This window comes from Pseudomonas sp. LH1G9 (genome assembly GCF_002949975.1).
Lineage (GTDB): Bacteria > Pseudomonadota > Gammaproteobacteria > Pseudomonadales > Pseudomonadaceae > Aquipseudomonas > Aquipseudomonas veronii.
Window position 1 is genome coordinate 5,501,089 of record NZ_CP026880.1, and the last position, 26,325, is coordinate 5,527,413.

Below are 26,325 nucleotides of genomic sequence, written 5' to 3' on the forward strand. Positions count from 1 at the left end.
ACAGCCCCCTCCCACACTTGACCGTGTTCGCAGATCAAAATGTGGGAGGGGGCTTGCCCCCGATAGCGATCTAACAAGCTACCGATTCAGCCCTGGCTGAACTGCGAGGCCAATTCGCGCAACAGCACCTCGGCATCCAGCACCTTGGCCACGACTTCTTCAGCCTTGTCACGGCTCAAGCCCAGGCGTTCAAGCAGCTCGTCGGGGATGGTTTCGTGCGGCCCGGAGCCGATGCCCCGGCTGCGCAGCAGGCGCACGGCCAGGCACACCAGGTTGGGGTACTCGGCGTATTGGCCGTCGTAGGACGGGTCGTGCTGGAAGCGCAGGGCGGTGGACAGTTCGTCCGGCATGTCCCAGTAGCGCATCAGCCAGGCGCCGATCTGTTCGCGGCTGATACCCAGCAAATGCTGCTCCACATAGCTGTGGCACAGGTGCGGGTTGACCTCCAGGTGTCGGCAGATCAGCGAGAAGTGCGGCGGAAACACGTGGGCCAGCAGCAGGTAACCGAAGTTGTGCAGCAGACCGGCCAGGTAGGTCAGGCCGGCTTCCGGGCGTTGCGCGCGCGGCATGGCGCGGGTCAGGCCTTCGATGACGGCGGCGGTGTAGATCGACTGGTGCCAGTACGGCGTGGCCTGGTGCGGGTGGTCCTTGGGCAGGCTCAGGGTTTTGCCCAGGGCCAGGCCCAGTGCCAGGTTGATCACCAGGTCGAAGCCCAGCACCCGCACGATGGCGTCTTCCACCGAGCGGATCTTGCCCGGCGAGGCGTAATAGGGCGAGGCGGCCCAGCTGACCACCTGGGCGGCCAGCGCCGGGTCGGTTTCGACCACGCCGGTGATGTCGTCGATGGTGGCGTTGGGGTCGACGCGCAGTTTGATGATTTTCTGCGCAGTGTCGGCCAGCGGCGGAATCTCGATGGTCGCTTCCAGGCGTTGCTGGATGCGCCGGGCCGTGAACGCCTGCATGGCCTGGGTGATTTCCTCGCGGTCATCATGGGGCCGGTCGAGGTTGGGCCGGATGTTGCTCAGCGGCTCGCCGAATTGAGCGGCGCTGGCCTTGGTCAGCATGGTCTTGAAGTCGGCGCTGGCGATCTCCAGCAGCAAACCGGCTTCGCCCGAGTGAACCAGCAGGCTCGACTCATCGAGCAGGCTGCCTTCATACAGGCAAGGTGAGCTGGTCAGCGCCGGCAGGCCGGGCAGCAGGCTGAGGTCATGCTTGCCCAGCATGCGTTCGATACGTTCCGGCGACACCGATGTCAGGCGGCGGCCGGTGAGTTCGGTCAGGCGGTTGAGGTCGAGCAACTGGTTCTGCGGGAACAGCACCATGAGCGCGCCCACCGCATCTTCCAGCAGCACCGCCTGGATCTTTCGCGCAGGGTTCAGGCCCGGATGTTCGGCGACTTCCGTATAGCTGATGGAGAGTTTCGCGAGCAGCGCCCGAATAACCGGCGGGGCGGTCAGTGGTGCGGCGGCGTGGGCAACTTCTGACATGGCCTGATCCAAATTCGTACAGTCTTTGGAGTATAACCAGCTTGATACAAATGTTGGTCGGATAAGTGAAACAGGCGTCACACTTGGCCGTATTGCTGCCCATGCCTGAGCCAGCGATCCAGCAGCGGGCTGACGTGATCCGGCCAACGCTCGAGCAGGGCCTGGGCCGCATCGCGCACTGCCGGCAGCAGGTCGGCGTCGCGCATCAGGTCGGCGACCTTGAATTGCAGCAGGCCGGTCTGGCGGGTGCCGAGCATCTCGCCGGGGCCGCGCAGTTCGAGGTCTTTTTCGGCGATGACAAAACCGTCGTTGGTTTCACGCATGATGCCCAGGCGTTGACGGCCGATCTGCGACAGCGGCGGATGATACAGCAGCACGCAGTGGCTGGCCGCGCTGCCCCGGCCGACGCGGCCGCGTAGCTGGTGCAGTTGCGCCAGGCCCAGACGCTCGGGGTTTTCGATGATCATCAGGCTGGCGTTGGGCACGTCCACCCCGACCTCGATCACCGTGGTGGCCACCAGCAGTTGCAGGTCGCCGGCCTTGAATTGCGCCATCACCGCGGCTTTTTCCGCCGGTTTCATGCGCCCGTGGATCAGCCCGACCTTGAGTTCGCCCAAGGCGCTGGTGAGGTCTTCGTAAGTGGTTTCGGCGGCCTGGCAGGTCAGCTCTTCGGACTCTTCAATCAGCGTGCATACCCAATACGCCTGGCGGCCTTCGGCACAGGCGCCGCGCACGCGCTCGATGACTTCCACGCGCCGGGAGTCGGTGACCAGCACGGTATTGACCGGGGTGCGGCCGGGCGGCAGTTCGTCGAGGATCGAGGTGTCGAGGTCGGCGTAGGCGCTCATGGCCAGGGTGCGCGGGATCGGCGTGGCGGTCATGATCAATTGGTGCGGGCTCATGCGCCCGCCCGCGCCTTTCTGGCGTAGGGCCAGGCGCTGTTGCACGCCGAAGCGATGCTGTTCGTCGATGATCACCAGCGCAAGGTTCTTGAACTGCACTTCGTCCTGGAACAGCGCATGGGTGCCCACCACCATCGGTGCGCCGCTGGCGATCTGCTCCAGCGCGGTTGTGCGGTTTTTGCCTTTGAGTTTGCCCGCCAGCCACGCCACTTCCAGGCCCAGCGGTTCGAGCCAGCGCTTGAAGGTGATGAAGTGCTGCTCGGCGAGAATCTCAGTGGGCGCCATCAACGCCACCTGGTAACCGGCTTCGAGTGCCTGCAGGGCGGCGAGGGCGGCGACCACGGTCTTGCCCGCGCCGACGTCGCCCTGGATCAGGCGCAGCATGGGTTCGGGCTGGCTGAGGTCGTAGGCGATTTCATTGCCCACGCGCTGTTGGGCACCGGTCGGCGCAAAGCCGAGGTTCGCCAGGTACTGCGCGGGCAGGCGCGTGGCCTTGGGCATCGCCGGGGCGCGCAGGGAGCGCATGCTCTCGCGCAGGCGTTGCTGAGACAGTTGGTGGGTCAGCAGTTCTTCGAAGGCCAGGCGATGCTGCGCCCAGTGATGACCGAGGGCCAGTTCGTCCACGTCCGCGTCGGCCGGTGGGTGATGCAGGTAGCGGATCGCATCGTCCAGCGGCGCCAGTTGATAGTCGCGGGCCAGCTCCACGGGCAGCCAATCGGGCAGGCTTTTCGGGCCGAGCATCGTCAGGGTCTGCTGGCACAGTTGGCGCAGGCGTTGTTGGGTGAGGCCTTCGGTCAGCGGGTAGATCGGCGTCAGGGTGGTGTCGACCGGCGGCGGCTCGTCGCCCGTAATGGCGCGGTATTCCGGATGGTAGATCTCCAGGCCCGAGGCGCCGGGGCGTGCTTCGCCGTAACAGCGCACGCGGGTGCCGCGCTTGAGGCCTTCCTTCTGCGCGTTGCTGAAATGGTAGAAGCGCAGGCTCAGGCCGCCGGTGCCATCCTGCAGGCGCACCACTAGGCTGCGGCGCTTGCCCATCACCACGTCGGCGCCGCTGACGGTGCCTTCGATCACCGCGTCCTGCCCAGGGCGCAAATGACCGATGGGCACCACGCGGGTGCGGTCCTGATAGCGCAGAGGCAGGTGGAACAGCACGTCCTGAAGGTTCTCCAGGCCGACCTTGGCCAACTTCTCGGCCATGGCTTCGCCGACACCCTTGAGTGCCGTCACCGACACCTGCGACAGCTCAGTCATACAGTGGCTCAGCTCGCAGCAGGCGGTTTGGCCACCGAACACAGGCGGATCGAGTCGGCCAGGATTTCAATGGCTTTGGGCCGCGGGAAGCTGGCGCGCCAGGCGATCGCCACGGTGCGGAACGGCACCGGCGGCGTGAGCGGGCGCACGGCGATCACGCCCGGGGCGTAGTGATGGCTGTCCACCGCCGACAGCGGCAGGATCGAAATGCCCAGGCCGGAGGCGACCATGTGGCGAATGGTTTCCAGGGAGCTGGATTCCACGGTGGTGTGTTTGGCGCCGTCGTGGCCCTTGGTCAGGGTCGGGCAGGCTTCCAGCACCTGGTCGCGGAAGCAGTGGCCTTCACCGAGCAGCAGCAGGCTCTTGTCGTTGAGCAGGCTGGCGTCGATGCTGTCTTTCTGCGTCCACGGGTGCGAGGCCGGCATCAGCACGTAGAACGGCTCGTCGTAGAGCGGCAGGGTCAGCACGTCAGCCTCGTTGAACGGCAGGGCGATGATGATCGCGTCCAACTCGCCGTTGCGCAGTTTGTCGCGCAGCACGTGGGTGAAGTTTTCTTCGATATACAGCGGCATCTGCGGCGCGACGCGGTGCAGTTGCGGAATCAGGTGCGGGAACAGGTACGGGCCGACGGTGTAGATGGCGCCGACTTTCAGCGGCGCGGTCAGCTGGTTTTTGCCGGCCTGGGCCAGTTCGCGAATGCTTTGGGCTTGCTCCAGGACCTTTTGGGCCTGGGCAACGATGCCTTCACCGACCGGGGTCAGGCGCACGGCGCTTTTGCTGCGCTCGAAAATCAGCACACCGAGTTCGTCTTCAAGCTTTTTCACGCCCACCGACAGCGTCGGCTGGCTGACGTGGCAACGCTCGGCCGCGTGGCCGAAGTGTTGTTCTTGGGCGAGGGTCACGATGTAGCGTAATTCTGTAAGAGTCATAGCGGGCGTCCATGAGGTTGCGAGCCAAGCATACCGGCTGCAATCGATAGACACACGTTATCAGAACTTTGATAAGGATTGAGCGGGGAATGTGCGAGATTTTGCTGAAGCGATAAAACCCGATGTGGGAAGGGGCTTGCTCCCGATGGCGATGGGTCAGTCGAGGACGTGTCGACTGATGTACCGTCATCGGGAGCAAGCCCCCTCTCACATAGCCCTGCGCGTGCCTTTAGCGGCGACGCTTCTCGATGTTGTAAACGAACGGCGCGACGATCTCGATGCTGCCGCTTTTCACCATGTCGGCCGGTGGCTTGGGCAATGGCTGGGCGCGACGGATCATGTCCAGGGTGGCGCGGTCCAGGTCGGCGTTGCCGGAGCGGCCCACCAACTCGTAGGACAGCACATTGCCTTCGGCATCGACCACGAAGCGCAAGCGATTCATGCCTTCCTTGCCACTGTTCTGCGCGCTTTGCGGGTACTTTTTGTACTTCTGCAAGTGCGCCAGCAGGGCGCCTTCCCAGGAGGCTTTGGCGGCGACCTGTTGCGGCGACGGGCCCGGTGCGGGCTGGGCCGATTTCTCCGCCGGTGTATTGGTCGGCGGCGTGTCGCTTGGTGGCGTCTCGGAAGGTTTCTCCTTGGGCGGCTCGGGCTTTTTCTCCTCCGGTTTGGGCGGCTGGGGTTTCGGCTTGGGCTTGACCGGCTTGGGCACCTGGATCGTCGGCTTGGGCGCTTCGGCCAGTTTCGGCAGCGGCAGCTCTTCCACCGGGGCGGGCGGCTGCGGCGGCGTGACCACCTTGGGCGGTGCCGGCGGCGGCGGTGCGGGCATCGGCGCCAGGTCGATGACCATGGCCGCCGGTGGCAGCTGGACCGTGCGCGGCGCCGACCAGTGGAGCGCGATGGCAATCGCGATGGCATGCACGCCCAGCACGACGGCGAGGCTGGTGCCATAACGCGTCAGTTTGTGGCGCGTCGTGATCATTTTTTGGCTGCCGTCTCAAGTCCGACCAGGCCGACCTTGAGGTAGCCGGCTGCCCGCAGGGCATCCATCACGCTCATCAGGTCGCCGTAGTCCACGCCTTTGTCGGCCTGGAAGAAGATCGTCGTGTCTTTCTTGCCTTGGGTCTTGGCGTCGAGCGCCGGCCCCAGGGTTTCGGCTTTGACTTCTTCTTCGCCCAGGAACAGGCGCTGGTCCGCCTTGACGCTGAGGAAAATCGGTTTCTCCGGCCGCGGCGCGGGTTTGGCGCTGGAGGCGGGCAGGTCGACCTTGATATCCACGGTGGCCAAGGGGGCCGCCACCATGAAGATGATCAGCAGCACCAGCATCACGTCGATAAACGGCGTGACGTTGATTTCGTGGTTCTCGACGAGTTCGTCGTCGCCTTGATTCAAATGCAGGCCCATGGCCGATTACCCCACTTTCACCATGTGCGGTTGCGAGCTGCGCTCGGAAGGCAGGTGATCGAGGTCGCGGCTGACCAGCAGCAGGACTTCTGCCGACGCGTCCGATACCTGGGCCTTGTAGCCGGCAATCGAACGGGCGAAGACGTTGTAGATCACCACCGCGGGAATCGCGGCAACCAGGCCCAGGGCGGTCGCCAGCAAGGCTTCGGCGATGCCGGGAGCGACGACGGCGAGGTTGGTGGTCTGGGTTTTGGCGATGCCGATGAAGCTGTTCATGATGCCCCACACGGTACCGAACAGACCGACGAACGGCGCGGTGGAACCGATGGTCGCCAGCACGCCAGTGCCGTTGCTCATGTTACGACCGCAGGCTGCCACCAGGCGCTCGAGACGGAACGCCACGCGCTCCTTGATGCCTTCTTTTTCGCGGGTGTTGGCCGACAGGCGCATTTCTTCCAGCGCGTCGTGTACCAGCGTATTGGCCAGGGTGCCCTTCTTGGTCGCCGTTTCGCTGGCTTCCTTGAGGGTGGTGGCCTTTTTCAGGTGGACGATCTCGCTGCGCAGGCGGCGCTTGGCGCCCAGCAGTTCGAAGCCTTTGGCGATCCAGATGGTCCAGGTGATGATCGAGGCGATGGCCAGGCCGATCATCACGGCTTTCACCACCACGTCAGCGTTTTGGTACATGCCCCATGGCGACAGGTCGTGGGCCATGCCAAGGGTGTTGTTTTCTTCCAGCACCACGCCGGGTTCGTCGGCGGGGGCCGGCGCTGCAGCCTGGGCTGGGTCTGTGGCGGCCGGCACCGCAGGGGCGGCGGTGGCATTCTGTTCGGCAGCAGCAGGAGCCGCCGGCGCGGTGGCATCAGCGAATGCGGCGGTCGGTGCCAGCAGTACGCTGAACAGCAGCGCCGCAATCGCACGCCAGGCGCGGGATGGACTGTGAAGTTTGGTTGGCGAAGCGGGGTGTGTATTACGTGTCATGCTGGCCGGACCTGAGAGAAAAAAATGAGTGATCGTCCTTCCAGACCCTGCGAGGTCGAGGACAAATGGGTCGTTATTATTGCAAGTAATTCTTGTTAACAGAAGTAATACAGTAACTTTATTTGTCCTTTTTCTGGCCGCTGGTCTCCTGCGACGGCTAATCTAGACCTTTCAGTACGGAGTTTTGTGATGTCTGCGCCTTCTGTTGTGATTGCCGGTTGTGGCGATGTGGGGAGTCGGCTGGCCAGCCAATTGCTCGCCTCGGAATGGGAGGTTCATGGCCTGCGGCGTGATATTTCGCGCCTGCCCGATGGCGTGATCGGCATTGCCGGTGACCTGTTCAATAAGAATTGCCCTGACACCTGGCCGATCGGCGGGGTGGATTACCTGGTGTATTGCGCGGCGGCGACGGATCACGACGAAGCCGGTTATCGCGCCGCTTACGTGCAAGGGTTGCAGCATGTGTTGGAGTGGTTGAAGGATTACGGCCAGCAGCCCAAGCATCTGCTGTTTGTGTCCAGCAGCAGTGTGTATGGGCAGCAGCAGGGCGAATGGGTCGACGAAACGTCCGAGACCCAGGCAAAAGGCTATTCCGGGCAGGTGATGCTGGAAGCCGAGCAAATCGCGCTGAACAGCGGCATTGCGGCGAGCATCGTGCGCTTGACCGGGATTTACGGGCCGGGCCGCGAGTGGCTGCTGACGCAGGTGCGCCAGGGTTATCGCGTGGCGATCGATCCGCCTTTATATGGCAACCGGATCCACGTCGATGATGCGGCTGGCCTGCTGGCGTTTTTGTTGCGGCATGTGGAGCAGGGCGGTTCGCTGGATCGCATCTATATCGGTGTCGATGACGCACCGGCGCCGTTGGCCGAGGTGGTGGCCTGGTTGCGTGAGTACCTGGGTGTGACGCAATGGTCCGATGACGCCAGTGTGCGCCGCGCCGGGAGCAAGCAATGCAGCAACGCCCGGGCCAAGGCGTTGGGCTGGGTGCCGACGTATCCGAGTTATCGCGAAGGCTACGCGGCCATCCTGAAGGGCTGAGCCGCGGTCAGAAAAGGTGGGAGGGGGCTTGCTCTGTCAGCCACGGTTGTAGTGGCTGATGCACCGCGATCGGGAGCAAGTCGAATCGTCGCAGCGCCCCTCCCACATTCAGGTCTGTGGGATGACGGTTATTGTTTTTCAAGCAGCCACTGGCGTGGCCCCGGTGTAAACGAGGGCACTTCGTCGGCCTGCGAGGTATTGATCGCCTGGAAGATTTCCAGCTGCTTGCCCTTGCGTGCAAAGATCCACGCATTGCCCACGCCGTTGCGCTGCAACCACATGCTGTCGTAGCCGCCGCTCATGGAGGCGCAATCACCCGCCAGGCATAACGAATATCGATCGGCGCCCGGCAGGCCGGCCACTTGGCCGTTGGCCTGGAACTGCACGGTGGCGCCTTCGCCATTGCCGTTGGCGATTTTCCAGTCGCCGCCCATATAAGCGGCGTACAGCGCGCGCTCGAAGTTGGCGCCCAATGGCGCGCCTTCCGGTGCAGGTTCCTTGGCGCGGGCAAACAGCTGTTCGGGCTCGTTGTCGTTGGCCACTTGCAGCAGTTGCCGACCTTTGCGCTTGAGATCGGTGGCGGCGCTGCCGTAGAAGTCGACGCTCCAGGCACCGGGCTTCTCACCGAGCAACTTGCCTTCCGCTACTTCAAAACCGTTGTAGTAGCGGGCCTGCAGGGCCTTGGTGTTGACGTCCCACTCGAGGTTCGGGCCAAAGCTCTGCAGTGCTTCACGCAAAGGGCCGCCCTTGGCTGCCGCGTCGATGGCAACCTGGTTGATCCAGGTGCCGCTCACATCCAGGTCGGCGGGGTTGCTGGCACAGCCGCCGAGCAACAGGGCGAGCAACGAAGAGGCTACAAGCGCTTTGCGCATCATGAAATCCTTTTAAAACGAAGTCGGCGCAGCCTGTGGAGGCTGCGCCGGGTGTTTTACTCGATGACCAGAATCGCGTCCATCTCAACCTGTGCGCCCTTTGGCAGGGCAGCAACGCCGATAGCGGCGCGGGCTGGGTAAGGCTGTTCGAAGTACTTGCCCATGATCTCGTTGACCTTGGCGAAGTGGCTCAGGTCGGTGAGGAAGATGTTCAGCTTGACGATGTCCTTGAACGAACCGCCGGCAGCTTCGGCGACCGACTTGAGGTTTTCGAAGACCTGTACGGTTTGTGCTTCGAAGCCTTCAACCAGTTCCATGGTCTTTGGGTCCAGTGGGATCTGGCCGGACATGTAGACGGTGTTGCCCGCCTTGATCGCCTGGGAGTAGGTGCCGATGGCGGCTGGGGCTTTGTCGCTGGTGATAACAGTCTTGGTCATGAATGACTCCTTGTAAGAGGTGGGCTATGCACGCATGCGGGTGATGCGGATCACACCGGTCAAGGCGCGCAGTTTCTTGATCACGCGGGCCAGGTGTACGCGGTCGTGTACGCTGACCACCAGTTGGACCACGCTGATGCGACCATCGCGCTCGTCCATGCTGATTTTCTCGATATTGCCGTCGGCCGCGTTGACGCTGCTGGCCAGCAGGGCGATCAGGCCGCGCTGGTGCTCCAGCTCGACCCGCAGCTCGACGTTGAATTCGCCGGTGACATCCTTGGCCCACGAGAGCTGGATGCATTTTTCCGGGTTGTGGCGGATTTCGCTGATATTGCGGCAGTTGTCCAGGTGGACCACCATGCCTTTGCCCGCCGACAGGTGCCCGACAATCGGGTCGCCCGGGATCGGCGTGCAGCACTTGGCGTAGCTGAGCACCAGGCCCTCGGTGCCGCGAATCGCCAGCGGACCTTCCGGGCTTGGCAATTGCTCGCCTTCGCCGAGCAGGCGACGGGCGACCACATAGGCCATGCGGTTGCCCAGGCCGATGTCTTCCAGCAGGTCTTCGATGGTTTCCTGGCGATACTCGCTGAGCATCGCTTGCACGCGCTCGCCGGGGATTTTCTCGAGGGCGCTGTCGAAGCCGTTGAGCACCTTGTTCAGCAAGCGTTCGCCCAGGCTGATGGACTCGGAGCGGCGCTGCAGTTTCAGGGCGTGGCGAATATGGGTACGCGCCTTGCCGGTGACCACGAAGTTGAGCCACGCCGGGTTCGGCCGGGCGCCCGGTGCGCTGACGATTTCCACGGTGGAGCCGCTTTGCAGCGGTTCCGACAGCGGGGCCAGGCGCCGGTTGATGCGGCAAGCGATGCAGCTGTTGCCGACATCGGTGTGTACGGCGTAGGCAAAGTCGACGGCCGTGGAGCCTTTGGGCAGCTCCATGATCCGGCCCTTGGGCGTGAACACGTAGACCTCGTCCGGGAACAGGTCGATCTTCACGCTCTCGATGAATTCCAGGGAGTTGCCCGCACGTTGCTGCATTTCCAGCACGCCTTTGACCCACTGGCGCGCGCGGGCGTGGGTGCCTTTGGGCTGCTCGTCGCCGCTGGATTTGTACAGCCAATGGGCGGCGATGCCGTTGTTGGCCATCTCTTCCATTTCCCGGGTGCGGATCTGGATCTCGATCGGCACCCCATGCATACCGAACAGCGTGGTATGCAGCGACTGATAGCCGTTGGCCTTGGGAATGGCGATGTAGTCCTTGAAGCGGCCCGGCAGGGGTTTGTACAAATTATGTACAGCGCCCAATACGCGGTAGCAGGTGTCGACCTTGTCGACGATGATCCGGAACGCATACACGTCCATGATCTCGTTGAAGGCCCGGCGCTTGCCGCGCATCTTCTTGTAGATGCCGTAGATGTGCTTCTGCCGCCCGCTGACCTCGCCCTCGATCTCGTCGATCGCCAGGCAATGGCTCAGCGACTCTTCGATCTTGTTGACGATTTCCTTGCGGTTGCCCCGGGCGCGCTTGACTGCCTGGTAGATGCGCGCCGAACGCATCGGGTGCATGGCCTTGAAGCCGAGGTCTTCGAATTCGATACGAATGGCGTGCATGCCCAGCCGGTTGGCGATGGGCGCGTAGATTTCCAGGGTTTCCTTGGCGATGCGCCGGCGTTTTTCGCCGGACAGCACTTCCAGTGTCCGCATGTTGTGGAGCCGGTCGGCCAGCTTGACCAGGATCACGCGGATATCCCGGGCCATGGCCATCGCCATCTTCTGGAAGTTTTCCGCCTGGGCTTCGGCCTTGGTCTCGAAGTTCATCTGGGTCAGTTTGCTGACCCCATCGACCAGTTCGGCCACGGTTTCGCCAAATTGCGCGCTGAGCGCTTCCTTGGCGATGCCGGTGTCTTCGATCACGTCATGCAGCATCGCGGCCATCAGGCTCTGATGGTCCATGTGCATGTCGGCGAGAATATTGGCCACCGCAAGAGGATGGGTGACATACGCCTCGCCGCTGCGGCGGCGTTGGCCGTCGTGGGCTTGTTCGGCGTAGAAATACGCTCGGCGGACCAGGTTGACCTGGTCTGGGCCGAGGTAGGTCGATAAGCGATCGGCGAGGGCGTCTATGCTCGGCAAAGGATGGACTCCTGCCGCGTGCGTTGACACCGCGCCGTGCTACGTCGACCAGGCATAGGCTTAGACGGCCTCGTTGGACTCGTCCTCGAACGCTGCAAACAGCGGTTCGTCTTCAACGATCTCGGCGTTGGCGATGAACTCGTAGCTCATCAGGCCTTCAGCGATTTCGCGCAGAGCGACAACGGTAGGCTTGTCGTTTTCCCACTGGACCAGGGGCTCTTTGCCGCCAGTGGCCAGTTGACGGGCACGCTTGGTAGAGAGCATGACCAGCTCAAAGCGGTTATCCACGTGTTCTAGGCAGTCTTCAACGGTTACGCGGGCCATGGTATTCCTCGGAGCGAATGCAAGATGCGCGCTGCCCGGTTGGGCGAGCGGACTAAACAGTTTAAAAAATCACCAGCGTTTAGGGAAGCGCTGATTTTTCCCAGGCTCTCGCAAAACCGCTGCAAGTGCCAATGTAAGGCCCTCGCAGCGGTTTTGGGAAGAGCTGATCAACCGAGCAGTTCGGCCAATAACTTGCCGAAACGCTGTTGTTGGCGTTTTTGCTGGAGCTGATTGGCGCGGAAAATCGCCTTCAAATCGTCCAGGGCGTGGGCAAAATCGTCATTGATGATCAGGTAATCGTAGTCGACGTAGTGGCTCATTTCGCTGACGGCTTCACGCATGCGGCCTTCGATGATCGCGTCGCTGTCCTGGCCGCGGTTGGTCAGGCGCTGGTGCAAGGCTTCCAGGGACGGCGGCAGGATGAAGATCGACCGCGCCTTGGGCATCAGCTGGCGCACTTGCTCGGCGCCCTGCCAGTCGATTTCCAGGATCAGGTCGTGGCCTTCGTCCAGGGTCTGTTGCAGGTGGCTTTGCGAGGTGCCGTAGAGGTTGCCGAACACTTCGGCGCGCTCAAGGAAGGCGCCGTGCTCGATCATCTTGACGAACTCGGTGCGCTCGACGAAGTGATAGTGAACGCCGTTCACCTCGCCCGGGCGCATGGCGCGGGTGGTGTGGGACACCGAGATGCGGATCTGTTCGTCAGCGTCGGTCAGGGCCTTGACCAGGCTGCTCTTGCCCGCGCCCGAGGGGGCGGAAATGATGTAAAGGGTGCCGGTGCTGTGGGTCATGGAAGTTGCCTTACTCAATATTCTGTACTTGTTCGCGCATTTGCTCGATCAACACTTTGAGGTTGACCGCCGCCGTGGTGCTGCGCGGATCGAATGCCTTGGAGCCCAGTGTATTGGCTTCGCGGTTGAGTTCCTGCATCAGGAAATCCAGGCGCCGACCGGCGGCGCCGCCGGACTTGAGCACGCGGCGTACTTCAAGGATGTGGGTGCTCAGGCGATCGAGTTCTTCGGCGACGTCGCTCTTCTGCGCCAATAGGACCATTTCCTGCTCCAGACGTACCGGATCGAGGTCGGCCTTCATGTCGGCGAAGCGGTCGAGGACCTTCTGGCGCTGGGTCGCGAGCATCTGCGGCACCAGCTCGCGCAAGGTGACCACGTCGGCTTCGATCGCGCTCAGGCGCTCGCTGATCAGGCGGGCCAGCTCGGCGCCTTCGCGCTCGCGGCCGGCCTTGAGTTCCTTCAAGCCCTGGGTGAACAAGGCGAGGGCTTCGGCGTTGAGGGCTTGCGGGTCGCTGGCGTCGGCCACCAGCACGCCGGGCCAGGCCAGCACTTCCAGCGGGTTCAGCGCGGCCGGCTGCTTGATCAGGCCGGCGATGGTTTCGGCGGCGGCGACCAGTTGCGCGGCGCGTTCGCGGTCGACCTGCAGCGGTTTGCCGGTGGTTTCCTCGGTAAAGCGCAGGGTGCATTCCAGCTTGCCGCGGGAAATGCCCTGGCGCAGAGCTTCACGTACCGCGCCTTCGAGGTCGCGGAACGATTCCGGCAGGCGCAGGTGCGGCTCCAGGTAGCGGCTGTTGACCGAGCGCAGTTCCCAGCTCAGGGTGCCTTGCGCGCCGGCTTTTTCGACGCGGGCGAAGGCGGTCATGCTGTGCACCATGGAGGTACCTCGCGTTGCAGTCCCGCGATGGCGGGCTGATGGGTAAATTGAAGCCGACAGGCTGCGAAGGCGCAGGAGTGTAGCGCAGTGGGGCGATTGGCCCCAAACCCTGGCACTGACAAAGCACCGCCAGTCGACGATTCGTAACCGAATTTTTTAGACGTGCCCCGAATCGGCTCGCGGCTCTATAATGCTCGGCAGTTTTTCGTCCTCCGTACAGGTATCCCCTATGAAACGTCCAAGTGGTCGCGCTGCCGATCAGCTCCGCTCGATCCGCATCACCCGCAACTACACCAAACACGCCGAGGGATCTGTACTGGTCGAGTTTGGCGATACCAAGGTGATCTGCACCGTCAGCGTCGAAAACGGCGTGCCGCGTTTCCTCAAGGGCCAGGGCCAGGGTTGGTTGACCGCCGAATACGGCATGCTGCCGCGCGCCACCGGCGAGCGTAACCAGCGTGAAGCCAGCCGTGGCAAGCAAGGCGGCCGTACCCTGGAAATCCAGCGCCTGATCGGCCGTTCGCTGCGTGCCGCCCTGGACATGTCCAAGCTGGGCGACGTGACCCTGTACGTCGACTGCGACGTGATCCAGGCCGACGGCGGCACGCGCACTGCCTCCATCACCGGTGCCATGGTTGCGCTGGTCGACGCGTTGAAAGTGATCAAGAAGCGTGGCGGCCTGAAAGCCGGCGACCCGCTCAAGCAGATGATCGCCGCTGTGTCGGTGGGTATGTACCAGGGCGAGCCAGTGCTGGACCTGGATTACCTGGAAGACTCGGCCGCCGAGACCGACCTGAACGTGGTGATGACCAGCACCGGTGGTTTCATCGAAGTGCAGGGCACCGCCGAAGGTGCGCCATTCCAGCCGGCTGAGCTGAATGCCATGCTGGCGCTGGCGCAGAAAGGCATGACCGAGATTTTCGAGCTGCAGAACGCCGCGCTGGCCGACTGAACCGGCTTCAAGGAGAAACGCCATGAGTGACAGTCAACTGCCGGTTCCAGCACCGTCCAAGGAAGTCCGCCAATGGGCGATGTTGTGTCACTTCGCGGCGTTTCTGGGCCTGGTGTTCCCTTTCGGCAGCCTGTTGGGGCCGCTGATCCTGTGGCAGATCAAGAAGGACATGGACCCGCTGATCGATGATCAGGGCAAGGAAGCCCTGAATTTCCAGATCACCGTGGCCATTGCCTGGCTGGTCTGCATGGTGCTGGGGTTCGTGGTGATCGGCTTCCTGTTGATGTTGATCCTGGTGGTCGCGGCGCTGGTGCTGACGATCATTGGCGGGATCAAGGCCAACAACGGCACGGCCTACCGCTACCCGTGGACCTGGCGGCTGATCAAGTAACCAGGCGCGCACAAAAAAACCGACAGCGATGTCGGTTTTTTTTGTGCCTGGGCAAAGACCTCAGATGGTCAGTGTCCAGTCGTAGTCCACGATCAGCGGCGCGTGCTGCGAGAAGCGCGGCTGGCGTGGCAGGCGTGCGCTGCGCACAAAGCGACGCAGGCCCGGGGTCAGCAGTTGGTAGTCGAAACGCCAGCCCAGGTTGAGCATCTCAGCCTGTTCGTTGTCTGGCCACCAGCTGTACTGGTCGCCTTCGCGGCTGACTTCGCGCAGGGCATCGACATAGCCCATGTTGCCGACAATCTCGTCCATCCAGGCCCGTTCCGGCGCCAGGAAGCCCGGGGATTGCTGGCTGTCGCGCCAGTTCTTGATATCCAGCTTCTGTTGCGCCACGTACAACGAGCCACAATAAATGTACTCGCGACGTTTGCGTCGCTGTTTATCCAGATAACGGGCGAAGTCGTCCATTAGCTTGAACTTCTGGTTCAAGTCTTCATCGCCGTTCTGCCCCGAAGGAAGCAGCAAGGTCGCGATGCTGACCTTGTCGAAATCGGCTTGCAGGTAGCGCCCGTAGCGGTCGGCTGTCTCGAAGCCGAGGCCGCTGATGACCGCCTTGGGTTGCAACCGCGAGTACAAAGCCACGCCACCTTGGGTGGGCACTTCGGCATCGCAGGCATAAAGGAAGTAGCCATCCAGTTGGAAGGCTGGATCGTCCAGTTCAAAGGCGGAGGCGCGGGTGTCCTGCAGGCAGATGACGTCGGCATTCTGGGCTTGCAGCCAACTGAGCAAACCACGCTCGACTGCAGCCTGAATACCATTAACGTTCACACTGATGATCCGCATAAATGGCCCCAAAAATCGCGTGCGTGTATGATACACGCCGTCTACCTAATTAGCTAAATCCGTGGTATCTGAGGCTTTTTTCATGCAGGCGTATCAACGCGATTTCATTCGTTTTGCCATCGATCGCGGGGTTTTGCGCTTCGGTGAGTTCACCCTCAAGTCCGGGCGCACCAGCCCGTATTTCTTCAATGCTGGCTTGTTCAACTCGGGTTCGGCCCTGGCTCAGTTGGGGCGTTTCTACGCGGCTGCCATCGTTGAAAGCGGTATTTCCTTCGACGTTCTGTTCGGTCCGGCCTACAAGGGCATCCCCCTGGCCGCCGCGACGGCCGTGGCGTTGGCCGAGCACCATGGGCGCGATCTGCCGTGGTGCTTCAACCGCAAGGAAGCCAAGGCCCATGGCGAAGGCGGTAGCCTGGTGGGCGCGCCGCTCACCGGCAACGTGCTGATCATCGACGACGTGATCACCGCTGGCACCGCCATCCGTGAAGTGATGCAGATCATCGCCTCCCAGGAGGGTGCCAAGGCCGCAGGCGTGTTGATCGCCTTGAACCGCCAGGAGCGTGGCAATGGTGAGTTGTCGGCGATCCAGGAAGTGGAGCGCGATTTCGGCATCCCGGTGGTGAGCATCGTGTCGTTGAACCAGGTGTTGCAGTTCCTGGAAGATGATCCGCAGCTCAAGCAACACTTGCCGGCAGTACGGGCGTACCGCGAGCAGTTCGGCGTCCAGTAAACGCCGCACAACAAAAAGCCCCACCCTCTGTAGGAGCGAGCTTGCTCGCGAAGAACGCCAACGATGACGCGTTTATTCTGGATGAACGCGGCGTCTTTACGTTTTTCGCGAGCAAGCTCGCTCCTACAGAGGGTGGGGCTTTTTGTGTTTAAGGACGCTTGCGGTTGCTGATCAGCGTACCCACACCAGTGTCGGTGAAGATTTCCAGCAGAATCGCATTTGGCACGCGGCCGTCAAGGATCAGCGAGCTGCCGACGCCGCCCTGCACCGCTTCCAGCGCACAACGGATCTTCGGCAGCATGCCGCCATAGATGGTGCCGTCGGCGATCAGCTCGTCCACTTGTTGGGTGGTCAGGCCGGTCAGCACCTTGCCTTGCTTGTCCATCAGGCCGGCGATGTTGGTCAGCAGCATCAGCTTTTCAGCCTTCAGCGCTTCGGCCACTTTGCCGGCAACCAGGTCGGCGTTGATGTTGTAGGACTCGCCGTTGGCACCCACGCCGATCGGCGCGATGACCGGGATGAAATCACCTTTGACCAGCAGGTTCAGCAAGTCGGTGTTGATACCGATCACTTCGCCCACCTGGCCGATGTCGATGATTTCCGGCTGGGTCATTTCCGGCGTCTGACGGGTCACGGTCAGTTTTTTCGCGCGGATCAGCTCCGCGTCCTTGCCGGTCAGGCCAATCGCGCTGCCGCCGTGGCGGTTGATCAGGTTGACGATGTCTTTGTTCACCTGGCCGCCGAGGACCATCTCCACCACATCCATGGTCTGCGCGTCAGTGACACGCATGCCATCGATGAAGTGGCTTTCGATCGACAGGCGCTTGAGCAGGTCGCCGATCTGCGGGCCGCCGCCGTGGACCACCACCGGGTTGATCCCCACGGCTTTCATCAACACGATATCGCGGGCAAAGCCGGTTTTCAGCTCGTCGCTTTCCATGGCATTGCCGCCGTATTTGATCACCAGCGTCTTGCCGACGTAGCGTCGAATGTAGGGCAACGCTTCGGACAGGACCTTGGCGGTGTTGGCAGCGGCTTCGCGTTCGAGGGTCATTCAGGGCTCCGGTGCAAAAAAATCAGAACGGTAATTGGAGATCAGGGGCAACACGTTTCAACTGGACGTGGAACACGTCCTTGATGCGCTGCAACTCAGCCTCGGTATCCGCCTCGAAACGCAGCACCAGCACCGGTGTGGTGTTGGACGCGCGAACCAGGCCCCAGCCTTTGGCGTAATCGACTCGCACACCATCAATGGAGGTCAGGTTGGCGCCTTCGCCCCATTGCGCATCGTGCAATGCGTCAATGATGCTGAATTTGCTCTCTTCGGTCACATGGATATTGATCTCTGGCGTAGAAATATCATTCGGGAAGGTCTGAAACAGCTCCTGCGCCGTGGATTTTTCCTTGCTGAGGATCTCCAGCAGACGAGCGGCGCTGTAAATGCCGTCGTCAAACCCGAACCAACGCTCCTTGAAGAACACGTGGCCGCTCATTTCGCCGGCCAGCAGCGCGCCGGTTTCCTTCATTTTCTTTTTGATCAACGAGTGACCGGTCTTCCACATCAGCGGGCGACCGCCATATTCCTTGATCAGCGGCGTCAGGCGACGGGTGCATTTTACGTCGAAGATGATTTCGGCATTCGGGTTGCGCGCCACCACATCACGGGCAAACAGCATCAGCAGGCGGTCGGCGAAGACGTTTTCGCCGGTGTTGGTCACCACGCCCACGCGGTCACCGTCGCCATCAAAGGCCAGGCCGACGTCGGCCCCGGTTTCCTTGACCTTGGCGATCAGGTCCACCAGGTTTTCAGGCTTGCCCGGGTCTGGATGGTGGTTGGGGAAGTTGCCGTCGACGTCGCAGAACAACGGCACCACTTCGCAGTTCAGGGCTTCGAGCAGTTGCGGGGCGATCACGCCGGCCGCACCGTTGCCGCAGTCCACCACCACTTTCAGGCGGCGCGCGAGTTTGACGTCGCCGGTGATTTCGTCGGAGTAGCGCTGAAGAATGTCGACCTTGGTGATGCTGCCTTTGCCGCTGGTCAGGTCGTTGGTTTTCAGGCGTGTGTGCAGGGCCTGGATCTGTTCGTTGGCCAGGGTGTCGCCGGCGATGACGATCTTGAAGCCGTTGTAGTCCGATGGGTTGTGGCTGCCGGTGAGCATCACCCCGGATTTGCCGGCCAGCACGTTGGCGGCGTAGTACAGCGCCGGGGTCGGCACCAGGCCGACGTCGCTGACATGGCAACCGCTGTCGGCCAGGCCCTGGATCAATTGCTCCACCAGTTCGGGACCGGACAGGCGACCGTCACGGCCGACCGAAACGTTCGGTTCGTCCTGGGCCAGGCTTTGGGCGCCGATGGCGCGGCCAATCCAGTAGGCGGTTTCGGCGGTCAGGGTCTTGGGCACCACGCCACGGATGTCATAGGCGCGGAAGATGCTGTCGGGGAAGGTCGGGGCTACTCGGGCGGCGGTACTCATCGCGGGGGGAAACTCCATCTGAAAGAGACAAGGCTGGCCTTAATGTGGCTGACCGGCAGGCTTAAACTGAAGGGTATGACGGCGTTTTCGGTGCAGAGTTCGTGGTGCAAAAAGGCCATCGGAGCAACCGCTCCGCGCTTATGTTTACGTAATACATTGATTTTACTTGGAAAGTGTCGCTCGTCAGGTCCGCGCATTCTTCATCCTGAAAGGCCATGCGGTGGCATCTAACCGGGCCGGACGGTAGCGTCCGCCCCGGTTTGGTGTGGTCAGTGACTGCCGGAATGCCCAAAACCGCCTGCGCCGCGTTGGGTTGCGTCGAATTCCTGTACCAGTTCGAAGTGCGCCTGCACCACCGGCACCAGCACCAGCTGCGCGATGCGCTCGCCGACGACGATGTTGAAGGCGGTCTGGCCGCGGTTCCAGCACGACACCATCAGCTCGCCCTGGTAGTCCGAGTCGATCAGGCCGACCAGGTTGCCCAGCACGATGCCGTGCTTATGGCCGAGGCCCGAGCGCGGCAGAATCAGCGCCGCCAGGCCCGGGTCGCCGACGTAGATCGACAGGCCGGTCGGAATCAGCAGGGTCTGGCCCGGCTCGAGGACGGTGTCTTCCTTGAGCATGGCGCGCAGGTCCAGGCCGGCGGAGCCCGGTGTGGCATAGGCCGGCAGGGGGAAGTCGGTGCCGATGCGGGGGTCGAGGATCTTGGCTTGCAAAGCGTGCATGTAAATTAAACCTGGTTCAGCCGTTGGGCGATAAAAGAGATCAGTTGGCGGGCAATCTTGCCCTTGCTGGTCTGGGCGAAAAGGGTGGCGTGCAGGTCGCGATCGATCACGCTGCAGGCGTTTTCCTCACTATTGAAGCCGATGCTTGGGTTGGCGACATCATTGGCAACGATCAGGTCGAGGTTTTTGTCTTTCAATTTACGTGCGGCGTAGTCCAGCAGGTGCTCGGTCTCGGCGGCGAAACCGACGCTGAACGGACGGTCCGGGCGGCTGGCGATGGTGGCCAGGATGTCCGGGTTACGCACCATTTGCAGGAGCAGGCCGTCGCCGCTGGTAGGGTCTTTCTTGAGCTTTTGCGGGGCGACGACTTCCGGGCGGTAATCCGCAACCGCTGCCGAGGCGATAAACAGGTCGCAGGGAATGGCCGCCTCACAGGCCGCCAACATGTCCCGGGCGCTGACCACGTCGATCCGGGTGACGCGATCGGGCGTCGGCAAATGCACCGGGCCGGTGATGAGGGTCACGCGCGCGCCTGCCTCGACCGCCGCTTCAGCCAGGGCAAAGCCCATTTTTCCTGAGCTATGGTTGGTGATGTAGCGCACCGGGTCGATGTTTTCCTGGGTCGGGCCGGCGGTGATCAACACGTGCTTGCCAGTCAGGGCCAGGTGCTGGAAGCACTCGGCGGCGCACACTGCCAGGTCGGTGGCTTCGAGCATGCGGCCCATGCCGACGTCGCCGCAGGCCTGGCTGCCGGAGGCCGGGCCGAACACCTTGAGGCCACGGCTTTGCAGGAGCTGCGTGTTGGCTTGGGTGGCCGGGTCGCGCCACATGGCCTGGTTCATGGCCGGGGCGATGGCGACAGTGGCGTCGGTGGCCAGGACCAGCGTGGTCAGCAAGTCATCGGCGATGCCTTGCGCCAGGCGGGCGATCAGGTCGGCGGTGGCCGGGGCGATCAGCACCAGGTCGGCCCATTTGGCCAGTTCGATATGGCCCATGGCGGCTTCGGCGGCCGGGTCCAGCAGGTCCAGGTGAACTGGGTGGCCGGACAAGGCCTGCATGGTCAGCGGGGTGATGAACTCACTGCCGCCGCGGGTCATGACCACGCGCACTTCGGCGCCCTGGTCGAGAAGCCTGCGAACCAGCTCTGCGCTCTTGTAGGCGGCAATGCCGCCGCCGACGCCGAGAACGATGCGTTTCCGATACAGACGCTGCATTGGTTTGCCTTTCCAGTTCAGTGAAGCCAGTTCAGTGACGCCTGCGATGCCCCCTCCCCAGGTGAAATCGCATGCAAAAAAGAGGGCCTACGATAACACAGCGTCCGCCAGGCAACAGCGGCGCACATGCACAGGGAGGCGGGATGAGTATTCGTGATTGGCCGGTGGCCGAGCGGCCGCGGGAGAAGCTTTTGGAATGGGGGGCCGCAACGCTGTCCGACGCCGAACTGTTGGCTATCTTCCTGCGCACCGGCGTGGCCGGGCGGAGTGCGGTGGACCTGGCGCGGCATCTGTTGGCGCAGTTCGGTGGCTTGCGCCCGCTGCTGGAGGCCAGCCAGGTGCTGTTCAGCCAGCAGTTGGGGCTGGGGCCGGCGAAGTTTGCGCAACTGCAGGCGGTACTGGAAATGTCCCGGCGCCACTTGGCCGAACAGCTGCGCAGTGACTCGGTGCTGGAAAGCCCGGTCGCTGTGCGGGACTACCTCAAGGCGCTGTTGCGCCATGAGCCTCACGAGATCTTCGGCTGCCTGTTTCTCGATTCAAAGCATCGGGTGCTGGGGTTCGAGGCGTTGTTCCAGGGCACCATCGACGCCACCGTGGTTTACCCGCGGCAAGTGGTCAAGCGCGCCCTGGCGTATAACGCGGCGGCGTTGATCCTGTGCCACAACCATCCCTCGGGGAGTGTGGAGCCGAGTGCGGCTGATCGGAAATTGACCAAAATCCTGCAAAAAGCCTTGGAAGTGGTGGATGTGCGGGTGCTGGATCACATCATCGTGGGCGATGGTGATCCGTTGTCGATGGCGGAATACGGGTGGATGTAGGAGGGGCAGCAGTTGCAAGGTTGCAGCTGCAAGCCTCAAGGGGGCTTGCAGCTTGCAGCTCAGGGCTTGACGCTGACTTTCGAAAAGTCCTGCCGCCCAAACGGGCTCACCTGGTACCCCTCGACATTCTTGCGGATCAGGGCGAACGCCATCGGGTGCGCCAGCGGCAGCCACAGTGCCTGCTGTTGGATCTGCGCCTGGGCCTGTTGATACAGCTTGCTGCGCACCCCTTGCTCGCTGGTGGTCTTGCCGGCGCTGATGAGTTTGTCCAGGGCCGGGTCGCAATAGCGGGCGAAGTTGGTGCCGGATTTCACTGCCGCGCAGGAGAACTGCGGAGTCAGGAAGTTATCCGGGTCGCCGTTGTCGCCGGCCCAGCCCATGAACAGCAGGTCGTGTTCGCCGGCCTTGGCGCGGCGGATCAGCTCGCCCCATTCGATCACGCGGATCTCGGCCTGGATGCCGACCTCGGCCAGGTCCGCCTGCAACAGTTGCGCACCGAGGTTGGGGTTGGGGTTCAGCAGGCTGCCGGTGGGGCGTGTCCAGATCGTGGTCTTGAAGCCGTCCTTGAGCCCGGCGCGCTCCAGCAGCAGCTTGGCCTTGGCGATGTCCTGTGGATAAGCCGGCAACTCCTTGGCATAGCTCCAGGTGTTGGGCGGGTAGGGGCCGTTGGCGGCTTCGGCGGTGCCTTCGAACACGGCTTTGAGGTAGCTGTCCTTGTCGAAGGCCAGGTTGATCGCCTGGCGCACTTCGGGCTTGTCCAGCGGTGGGTGCTGGCTGTTGATCGCGACGAATGCAGTCATGAATGCTGCGGTTTTTTCTATTTTGAGTGCGGGATCTTTCTCGGCTTCGCCCACATCCAGGGGTTTGGGCGACAGTGCGATCTGGCATTCGTCGCGGTGCAGTTTCTGCAGGCGCACGTTCGCATCCGGGGTGATGGCGAAGATCAAGTTATCCACAGCCGGTTTGCCGGCGAAATAGTCCGGGTTGGCTTTGTAGCGCACCACGGCATCTTTCTGGAACCGCGTGAAGATGAACGGGCCGGTGCCGATGGGCTGGCTGTTGAGCTTCTCCGGGGTGCCGGCCTTGAGCAGCTTGTCGGCGTACTCGGCCGGGTAGATCGAGGCAAAACCCATGCTCAGCGCGGCGAGGAAGGTCGAGTCGGGGTGATCGAGGGTGAAGCGCACGGTCAGCGGGTCAAGGGCGTCGATCTTCTTGATCAGTGCCGGCAATTGCAGCGACTGGGCATGGGGGAAGCCGCTCTGGGCGATCTTGTGCCATGGGTTGGCCGGATCGAGCATGCGTTCGAAGCTGAAGCGGACATCCTCGGCGGTCAGGGTGCGGCTCGGGGTGAAATAGTCGGTGCGGTGGAATTTTACGTTGGGGTGCAACTGGAAGGTGTAGGTCAGGCCGTCCGGCGACACTTCCCAGCTGTCCGCCAGGCTTGGCACCAGCTTGCCGCTGGCTGCGTCATAGTTCACCAGGCTGTTCATCAGCACGTCGGCCGAGGCGTTGGTGGTAGTCAGCGAGTTGTACTGCACTACGTCAAACCCTTCGGGACTGGCTTCGGTACACACGCTCAGATTGGTGGCCGCCAAGGCCTGCGGCGCGATAAACAGAGGGGCTAGCAAAAGCGGTAGGGCAGCGAGGCGCATGTTCGGTTTCCTGTGCAGATCGAAGGCCCATCTGCGAGTGCAGTCTGGAAAAGTCCTACCGTAGTGGTCTGATTGATAAATGACTAGTCCATTTTTGCCTGTGCTTTTGGCTCAAATGCTGTTTTGATGGCGCCTCAGCGCGTTTCGCCTTGTACTTTTTGGTACTTGCGGGCGTTGTAAATCATTCTGTGCGACGAGCGGTCGGCTATTGCAGCGGCCCCTCCTGGCAACGGTTCGGCCATCTGTCGCCGAGATTTACGCCGGTAAAAACACACGGGCTGTTGTTGCACTTGGGTCTTTCTGGTATAAAGCAGCGCTCTTTTCTAGGGGCCCGGTTCCTTCGCTTGTAGGTGTAGCCGGTAAGACCCTAAAGAAACGCGGCGCCTGGCGCCAAATGACTGAGAGATTAAGCGGCCAACCCATGCCGGGTTGGGCATGTGGTTTTAGAGGGCTGAGGCATGTCGAGAGTCTGTCAAGTTACCGGTAAGGGTCCGGTGACTGGGAATAACATTTCCCACGCAAATAACAAAACCCGTCGTCGTTTCCTGCCGAACCTGCAGCATCACCGCTTCTGGGTTGAAGAAGAGAAACGTTTTGTGCGTCTGCGCGTATCTGCCAAAGGCATGCGCATTATCGACAAGCGTGGCATCACTGTCGTGCTGGCCGAAATCCGCGCCGCTGGCAAGATCTAAGGAGCTCTATCATGCGTGAATTGATTCGAATGATCTCTAGCGCCGGTACTGGTCACTTCTACACTACCGACAAGAACAAGCGTACTACCCCGGACAAGCTCGAAAAGAAAATGTTCGACCCGCGCGTTCGCAAGCACGTGATCTACAAAGAAGGCAAAATCAAGTAATTGATTTTCTTCCTTGTGAAAAAAAGCCCGTTTCTCACGATTCGGGCTTTTTTTTGCGCAGGATTTGCTGATCAGGCCTTCTGTTCGAACACCACATAGATCTTGCGGCAGGGCTCGAGCACTTCCCAGGTGCCGCTGAAGCCGGCCGGGATAACGAAGCGGTCGCCGGCGCGCAAGGTCTTGGCGTTGCCCTCGGCATCGCGCAGTACGGAAACCCCCTGCACAATCTCGCAGTACTCATGTTCGGTGTAGTTGACCTTCCACTGCCCGACGTCGCCTTCCCAGACGCCGGCGCTCATCTGGCCGCACGGGCTGTTGTAGTGGTTGTAGATCGTTTGCTCGGGATTGCTCTTGAGGATTTTTTCCGGGGCAGGGAGGTAGCGATCGGGGGCGGTGTTGGCTTGGCTGAAGTCGACGATGTCCTGGATGCTCATGTGCGTGTCCCGTCTGGCCTGCGGTTGGAGAGCCCAAAGTCTATGTTTATTAAAATGAACATCGCAAGGGCGTTTACCGGCGTTATGTCAAATATATTGATACATCCCCAGCCGCTGGTTTAGGGTGGCAGTTGCCTTGAGCCGAACAACTGGCTGGCGGGGCAAGCATTCTTTGAGGCTGCCGGGGCACATCGCCTGGCCCTTGTATTCAATAAGAGGAGGACACTCGCATGACCACCCTGACCCGTGCCGACTGGGAGCAACGCGCCAAGGATCTGAAGATCGAAGGCCGCGCCTATATCAATGGCGAGTACACCGCCGCCGTTTCCGGCGACACGTTCGAATGCATCAGCCCCGTCGATGGCCGCCTGCTGACCAGCGTTGCCAGCTGTGACGTCGCCGACGCCCAGCGCGCCGTGGAAAATGCCCGCGCCACGTTCAATTCCGGTGTCTGGTCGCGCCTGGCGCCGGCCAAGCGCAAGGCCACCATGATCCGTTTCGCCGCGTTGCTCAAGGCCAATGCCGAAGAGCTGGCGCTGCTGGAAACCCTGGACATGGGCAAGCCGATCAGCGACGCCCTGAACATCGACGTACCCGGCGCGGCGAATGCCCTGAGCTGGAGCGGCGAGGCCATCGACAAGATTTACGATGAAGTCGCTTCCACCCCTCACGATCAGCTGGGTCTGGTGACCCGTGAGCCGGTCGGTGTGGTTGCCGCCATCGTGCCGTGGAATTTCCCGCTGATGATGGCTTGCTGGAAACTCGGGCCGGCGCTGTCGACCGGTAACTCCGTGATCCTCAAACCGTCCGAAAAATCCCCGCTGACCGCCATCCGCATCGCGGCGCTGGCCGTTGAGGCCGGTATTCCAAAAGGCGTGTTCAACGTGCTGCCGGGCTACGGCCACACCGTGGGTAACGCGCTCGCGCTGCACATGGATGTCGACACCCTGGTGTTCACCGGCTCCACCAAAATCGCCAAACAGCTGTTGATCCGCTCCGGCGAATCGAACATGAAACGTGTATGGCTGGAAGCGGGCGGCAAGAGCCCGAACATCGTGTTCGCCGATGCCCCGGACCTGCAAGCCGCCGCCGAATCCGCCGCCGGCGCGATTGCCTTCAACCAGGGCGAGGTCTGCACCGCCGGTTCGCGCCTGCTGGTGGAGCGTTCCATCAAGGATAAATTCCTACCGCTGGTGATCGCCGCGCTGAAGGGCTGGAAGCCAGGCAACCCGCTGGACCCGGCCACGAACGTCGGCGCGCTGGTAGACACTCAACAGATGAACACCGTGCTGTCCTACATCGAAGCCGGTCATGCCGACGGTGCCAAACTGGTGGCGGGCGGCAAGCGCACGCTGGAAGAGACCGGCGGCACTTACGTCGAGCCGACGATTTTCGACGGTGTGACCAACGCCATGAAGATCGCCCGCGAAGAAATCTTCGGCCCGGTCCTCTCGGTGCTCACTTTCGACAGCGCCGAAGAAGCCGTCGCCATCGCCAACGACACCCAATACGGCCTGGCCGCGGCGGTGTGGACGGCGGATATCTCCAAGGCGCACCTCACCGCCAAGGCACTGCGCGCCGGTAGCGTGTGGGTCAACCAGTACGACGGCGGTGACATGACCGCGCCGTTTGGTGGCTTCAAGCAGTCGGGCAACGGTCGCGACAAGTCGCTGCATGCGTTCGACAAGTACACCGAGCTGAAGGCGACCTGGATCAAGCTCTAAGCAACACCGCAGGTCCCCTGTAGGAGCGAGCTTGCTCGCGAAGAACTCAAAGACGCCGCGTTCAACCAGACAGCACGCGTTATCGTTGGCGTTCTTCG

The 26,325-nt window shown here is 62.1% G+C and carries 26 protein-coding genes and 1 pseudogene; 8 read left to right on the plus strand and 19 right to left on the minus strand.

All coding sequences use genetic code 11. From position 1 onward, the window contains the following. Positions 1–86: 86 nt before the first annotated feature. From C5F70_RS25340 to exbB, 6 genes are all read right to left on the minus strand, one after another. Positions 87–1,487, minus strand: a complete 1,401-nt coding sequence (locus C5F70_RS25340; RefSeq protein ID WP_017846068.1) for an aminoacyl-tRNA deacylase and HDOD domain-containing protein — start codon at positions 1,485–1,487, stop codon at positions 87–89. 77 nt (positions 1,488–1,564) lie between these two features. Next, positions 1,565–3,640, minus strand: a complete 2,076-nt coding sequence (recG, locus tag C5F70_RS25345) for an ATP-dependent DNA helicase RecG (protein ID WP_017846067.1) — start codon at positions 3,638–3,640, stop codon at positions 1,565–1,567. An 8-nt stretch (positions 3,641–3,648) separates the two neighbouring features. Beyond that, a complete protein-coding gene (locus C5F70_RS25350; RefSeq protein ID WP_046488968.1) occupies positions 3,649–4,569 on the minus strand; it encodes a hydrogen peroxide-inducible genes activator in 921 nt (306 codons plus the stop codon). A 229-nt stretch (positions 4,570–4,798) separates the two neighbouring features. Beyond that, a complete protein-coding gene (locus C5F70_RS25355; RefSeq protein WP_017846065.1) occupies positions 4,799–5,548 on the minus strand; it encodes an energy transducer TonB in 750 nt (249 codons plus the stop codon). After that, positions 5,545–5,970, minus strand: coding sequence for a TonB system transport protein ExbD (gene exbD, locus C5F70_RS25360; RefSeq protein ID WP_017846064.1), 426 nt, complete (start codon positions 5,968–5,970; stop codon positions 5,545–5,547). The genes C5F70_RS25355 and exbD overlap by 4 nt, the downstream gene beginning before the upstream one ends. A gap of 6 nt (positions 5,971–5,976) precedes the next feature. Beyond that, positions 5,977–6,948 (minus strand): tonB-system energizer ExbB, encoded by a 972-nt coding sequence (gene exbB / locus C5F70_RS25365; RefSeq protein ID WP_104904243.1) that lies wholly within the window; start codon positions 6,946–6,948, stop codon positions 5,977–5,979. A 189-nt stretch (positions 6,949–7,137) separates the two neighbouring features. Between exbB and C5F70_RS25370 the strand changes: the two genes are divergently transcribed. Then, positions 7,138–7,989, plus strand: a complete 852-nt coding sequence (locus tag C5F70_RS25370) for an SDR family oxidoreductase (RefSeq protein WP_104904244.1) — start codon at positions 7,138–7,140, stop codon at positions 7,987–7,989. Positions 7,990–8,117: 128 nt separating this feature from the next. Here the strand turns inward: C5F70_RS25370 and C5F70_RS25375 are convergent, their stop codons facing one another. From C5F70_RS25375 to C5F70_RS25400, 6 genes are all read right to left on the minus strand, one after another. Then, entirely contained in the window at positions 8,118–8,861 is a 744-nt protein-coding gene (locus C5F70_RS25375) for a hypothetical protein (RefSeq protein WP_017846061.1), read from the minus strand. Between the two features lie 56 nt (positions 8,862–8,917). Further along, the gene (locus C5F70_RS25380) at positions 8,918–9,298 is read right to left on the minus strand and encodes a RidA family protein (protein WP_003176922.1); all 381 of its coding nucleotides are present in this window, start codon (positions 9,296–9,298) and stop codon (positions 8,918–8,920) included. Positions 9,299–9,322: 24 nt separating this feature from the next. Then, positions 9,323–11,428: a bifunctional GTP diphosphokinase/guanosine-3',5'-bis pyrophosphate 3'-pyrophosphohydrolase gene (gene spoT, locus C5F70_RS25385; protein WP_017846060.1), complete on the minus strand. Its 2,106-nt coding sequence runs from the start codon at positions 11,426–11,428 to the stop codon at positions 9,323–9,325. Between the two features lie 60 nt (positions 11,429–11,488). Further along, positions 11,489–11,752: a DNA-directed RNA polymerase subunit omega gene (gene rpoZ, locus C5F70_RS25390; protein WP_003176920.1), complete on the minus strand. Its 264-nt coding sequence runs from the start codon at positions 11,750–11,752 to the stop codon at positions 11,489–11,491. Between the two features lie 167 nt (positions 11,753–11,919). Then, positions 11,920–12,540 carry a guanylate kinase gene (gene gmk / locus C5F70_RS25395; RefSeq protein WP_017846059.1) on the minus strand — a complete coding sequence of 207 codons (621 nt, stop codon included), beginning with the start codon at positions 12,538–12,540 and terminating at the stop codon, positions 11,920–11,922. A gap of 10 nt (positions 12,541–12,550) precedes the next feature. Beyond that, positions 12,551–13,414, minus strand: a complete 864-nt coding sequence (locus C5F70_RS25400) for a YicC/YloC family endoribonuclease (protein ID WP_017846058.1) — start codon at positions 13,412–13,414, stop codon at positions 12,551–12,553. Between the two features lie 229 nt (positions 13,415–13,643). On the opposite strand from C5F70_RS25400, the gene rph reads away from it, so the two are divergent. Together rph and C5F70_RS25410 are read left to right on the plus strand one after the other, a co-directional pair. After that, positions 13,644–14,366 (plus strand): ribonuclease PH, encoded by a 723-nt coding sequence (gene rph, locus C5F70_RS25405; protein ID WP_003195497.1) that lies wholly within the window; start codon positions 13,644–13,646, stop codon positions 14,364–14,366. 22 nt (positions 14,367–14,388) lie between these two features. Continuing rightward, a complete protein-coding gene (locus C5F70_RS25410; protein WP_017846057.1) occupies positions 14,389–14,757 on the plus strand; it encodes a DUF4870 domain-containing protein in 369 nt (122 codons plus the stop codon). 60 nt (positions 14,758–14,817) lie between these two features. Here the strand turns inward: C5F70_RS25410 and C5F70_RS25415 are convergent, their stop codons facing one another. Beyond that, the gene (locus tag C5F70_RS25415) at positions 14,818–15,597 is read right to left on the minus strand and encodes an exodeoxyribonuclease III (RefSeq protein WP_003195493.1); all 780 of its coding nucleotides are present in this window, start codon (positions 15,595–15,597) and stop codon (positions 14,818–14,820) included. A gap of 82 nt (positions 15,598–15,679) precedes the next feature. Between C5F70_RS25415 and pyrE the strand changes: the two genes are divergently transcribed. Beyond that, entirely contained in the window at positions 15,680–16,327 is a 648-nt protein-coding gene (pyrE, locus tag C5F70_RS25420; protein WP_017846056.1) for an orotate phosphoribosyltransferase, read from the plus strand. Positions 16,328–16,475: 148 nt separating this feature from the next. Here pyrE and argB read toward each other — a convergent pair whose 3' ends face one another. The 4 genes and pseudogenes from argB to coaBC form a co-directional block, all read right to left on the minus strand. Continuing rightward, the gene (gene argB / locus C5F70_RS25425) at positions 16,476–17,381 is read right to left on the minus strand and encodes an acetylglutamate kinase (protein ID WP_017846055.1); all 906 of its coding nucleotides are present in this window, start codon (positions 17,379–17,381) and stop codon (positions 16,476–16,478) included. A 22-nt stretch (positions 17,382–17,403) separates the two neighbouring features. Next, positions 17,404–18,828: pseudogene (locus tag C5F70_RS25430) on the minus strand (phosphomannomutase/phosphoglucomutase); the annotation flags it as partial. A gap of 242 nt (positions 18,829–19,070) precedes the next feature. Beyond that, positions 19,071–19,526 carry a dUTP diphosphatase gene (gene dut / locus C5F70_RS25440; RefSeq protein ID WP_017846053.1) on the minus strand — a complete coding sequence of 152 codons (456 nt, stop codon included), beginning with the start codon at positions 19,524–19,526 and terminating at the stop codon, positions 19,071–19,073. 5 nt (positions 19,527–19,531) lie between these two features. Next, a complete protein-coding gene (coaBC, locus tag C5F70_RS25445; RefSeq protein ID WP_104904245.1) occupies positions 19,532–20,740 on the minus strand; it encodes a bifunctional phosphopantothenoylcysteine decarboxylase/phosphopantothenate--cysteine ligase CoaBC in 1,209 nt (402 codons plus the stop codon). A gap of 143 nt (positions 20,741–20,883) precedes the next feature. Between coaBC and radC the strand changes: the two genes are divergently transcribed. Beyond that, positions 20,884–21,558: a DNA repair protein RadC gene (gene radC / locus C5F70_RS25450; protein ID WP_017846051.1), complete on the plus strand. Its 675-nt coding sequence runs from the start codon at positions 20,884–20,886 to the stop codon at positions 21,556–21,558. Between the two features lie 59 nt (positions 21,559–21,617). On the opposite strand, the gene C5F70_RS25455 is transcribed toward radC, so the two are convergent. Next, the gene (locus C5F70_RS25455; protein ID WP_104904246.1) at positions 21,618–23,210 is read right to left on the minus strand and encodes an ABC transporter substrate-binding protein; all 1,593 of its coding nucleotides are present in this window, start codon (positions 23,208–23,210) and stop codon (positions 21,618–21,620) included. 458 nt (positions 23,211–23,668) lie between these two features. Here C5F70_RS25455 and rpmB point away from each other — a divergent pair, with 458 nt between their 5' ends. Both rpmB and rpmG read left to right on the plus strand, forming a co-directional pair. Continuing rightward, positions 23,669–23,902 (plus strand): 50S ribosomal protein L28, encoded by a 234-nt coding sequence (gene rpmB / locus C5F70_RS25460; RefSeq protein ID WP_003176907.1) that lies wholly within the window; start codon positions 23,669–23,671, stop codon positions 23,900–23,902. 11 nt (positions 23,903–23,913) lie between these two features. After that, positions 23,914–24,069: a 50S ribosomal protein L33 gene (gene rpmG / locus C5F70_RS25465; RefSeq protein WP_003176906.1), complete on the plus strand. Its 156-nt coding sequence runs from the start codon at positions 23,914–23,916 to the stop codon at positions 24,067–24,069. Between the two features lie 71 nt (positions 24,070–24,140). Here rpmG and C5F70_RS25470 read toward each other — a convergent pair whose 3' ends face one another. Then, on the minus strand, positions 24,141–24,503 hold the full coding sequence (locus C5F70_RS25470) for a cupin domain-containing protein (RefSeq protein WP_104904247.1): 363 nt from the start codon (positions 24,501–24,503) through the stop codon (positions 24,141–24,143). 230 nt (positions 24,504–24,733) lie between these two features. Here C5F70_RS25470 and C5F70_RS25475 point away from each other — a divergent pair, with 230 nt between their 5' ends. Then, a complete protein-coding gene (locus C5F70_RS25475) occupies positions 24,734–26,227 on the plus strand; it encodes an aldehyde dehydrogenase (RefSeq protein WP_046381649.1) in 1,494 nt (497 codons plus the stop codon). Positions 26,228–26,325 lie beyond the last annotated feature (98 nt).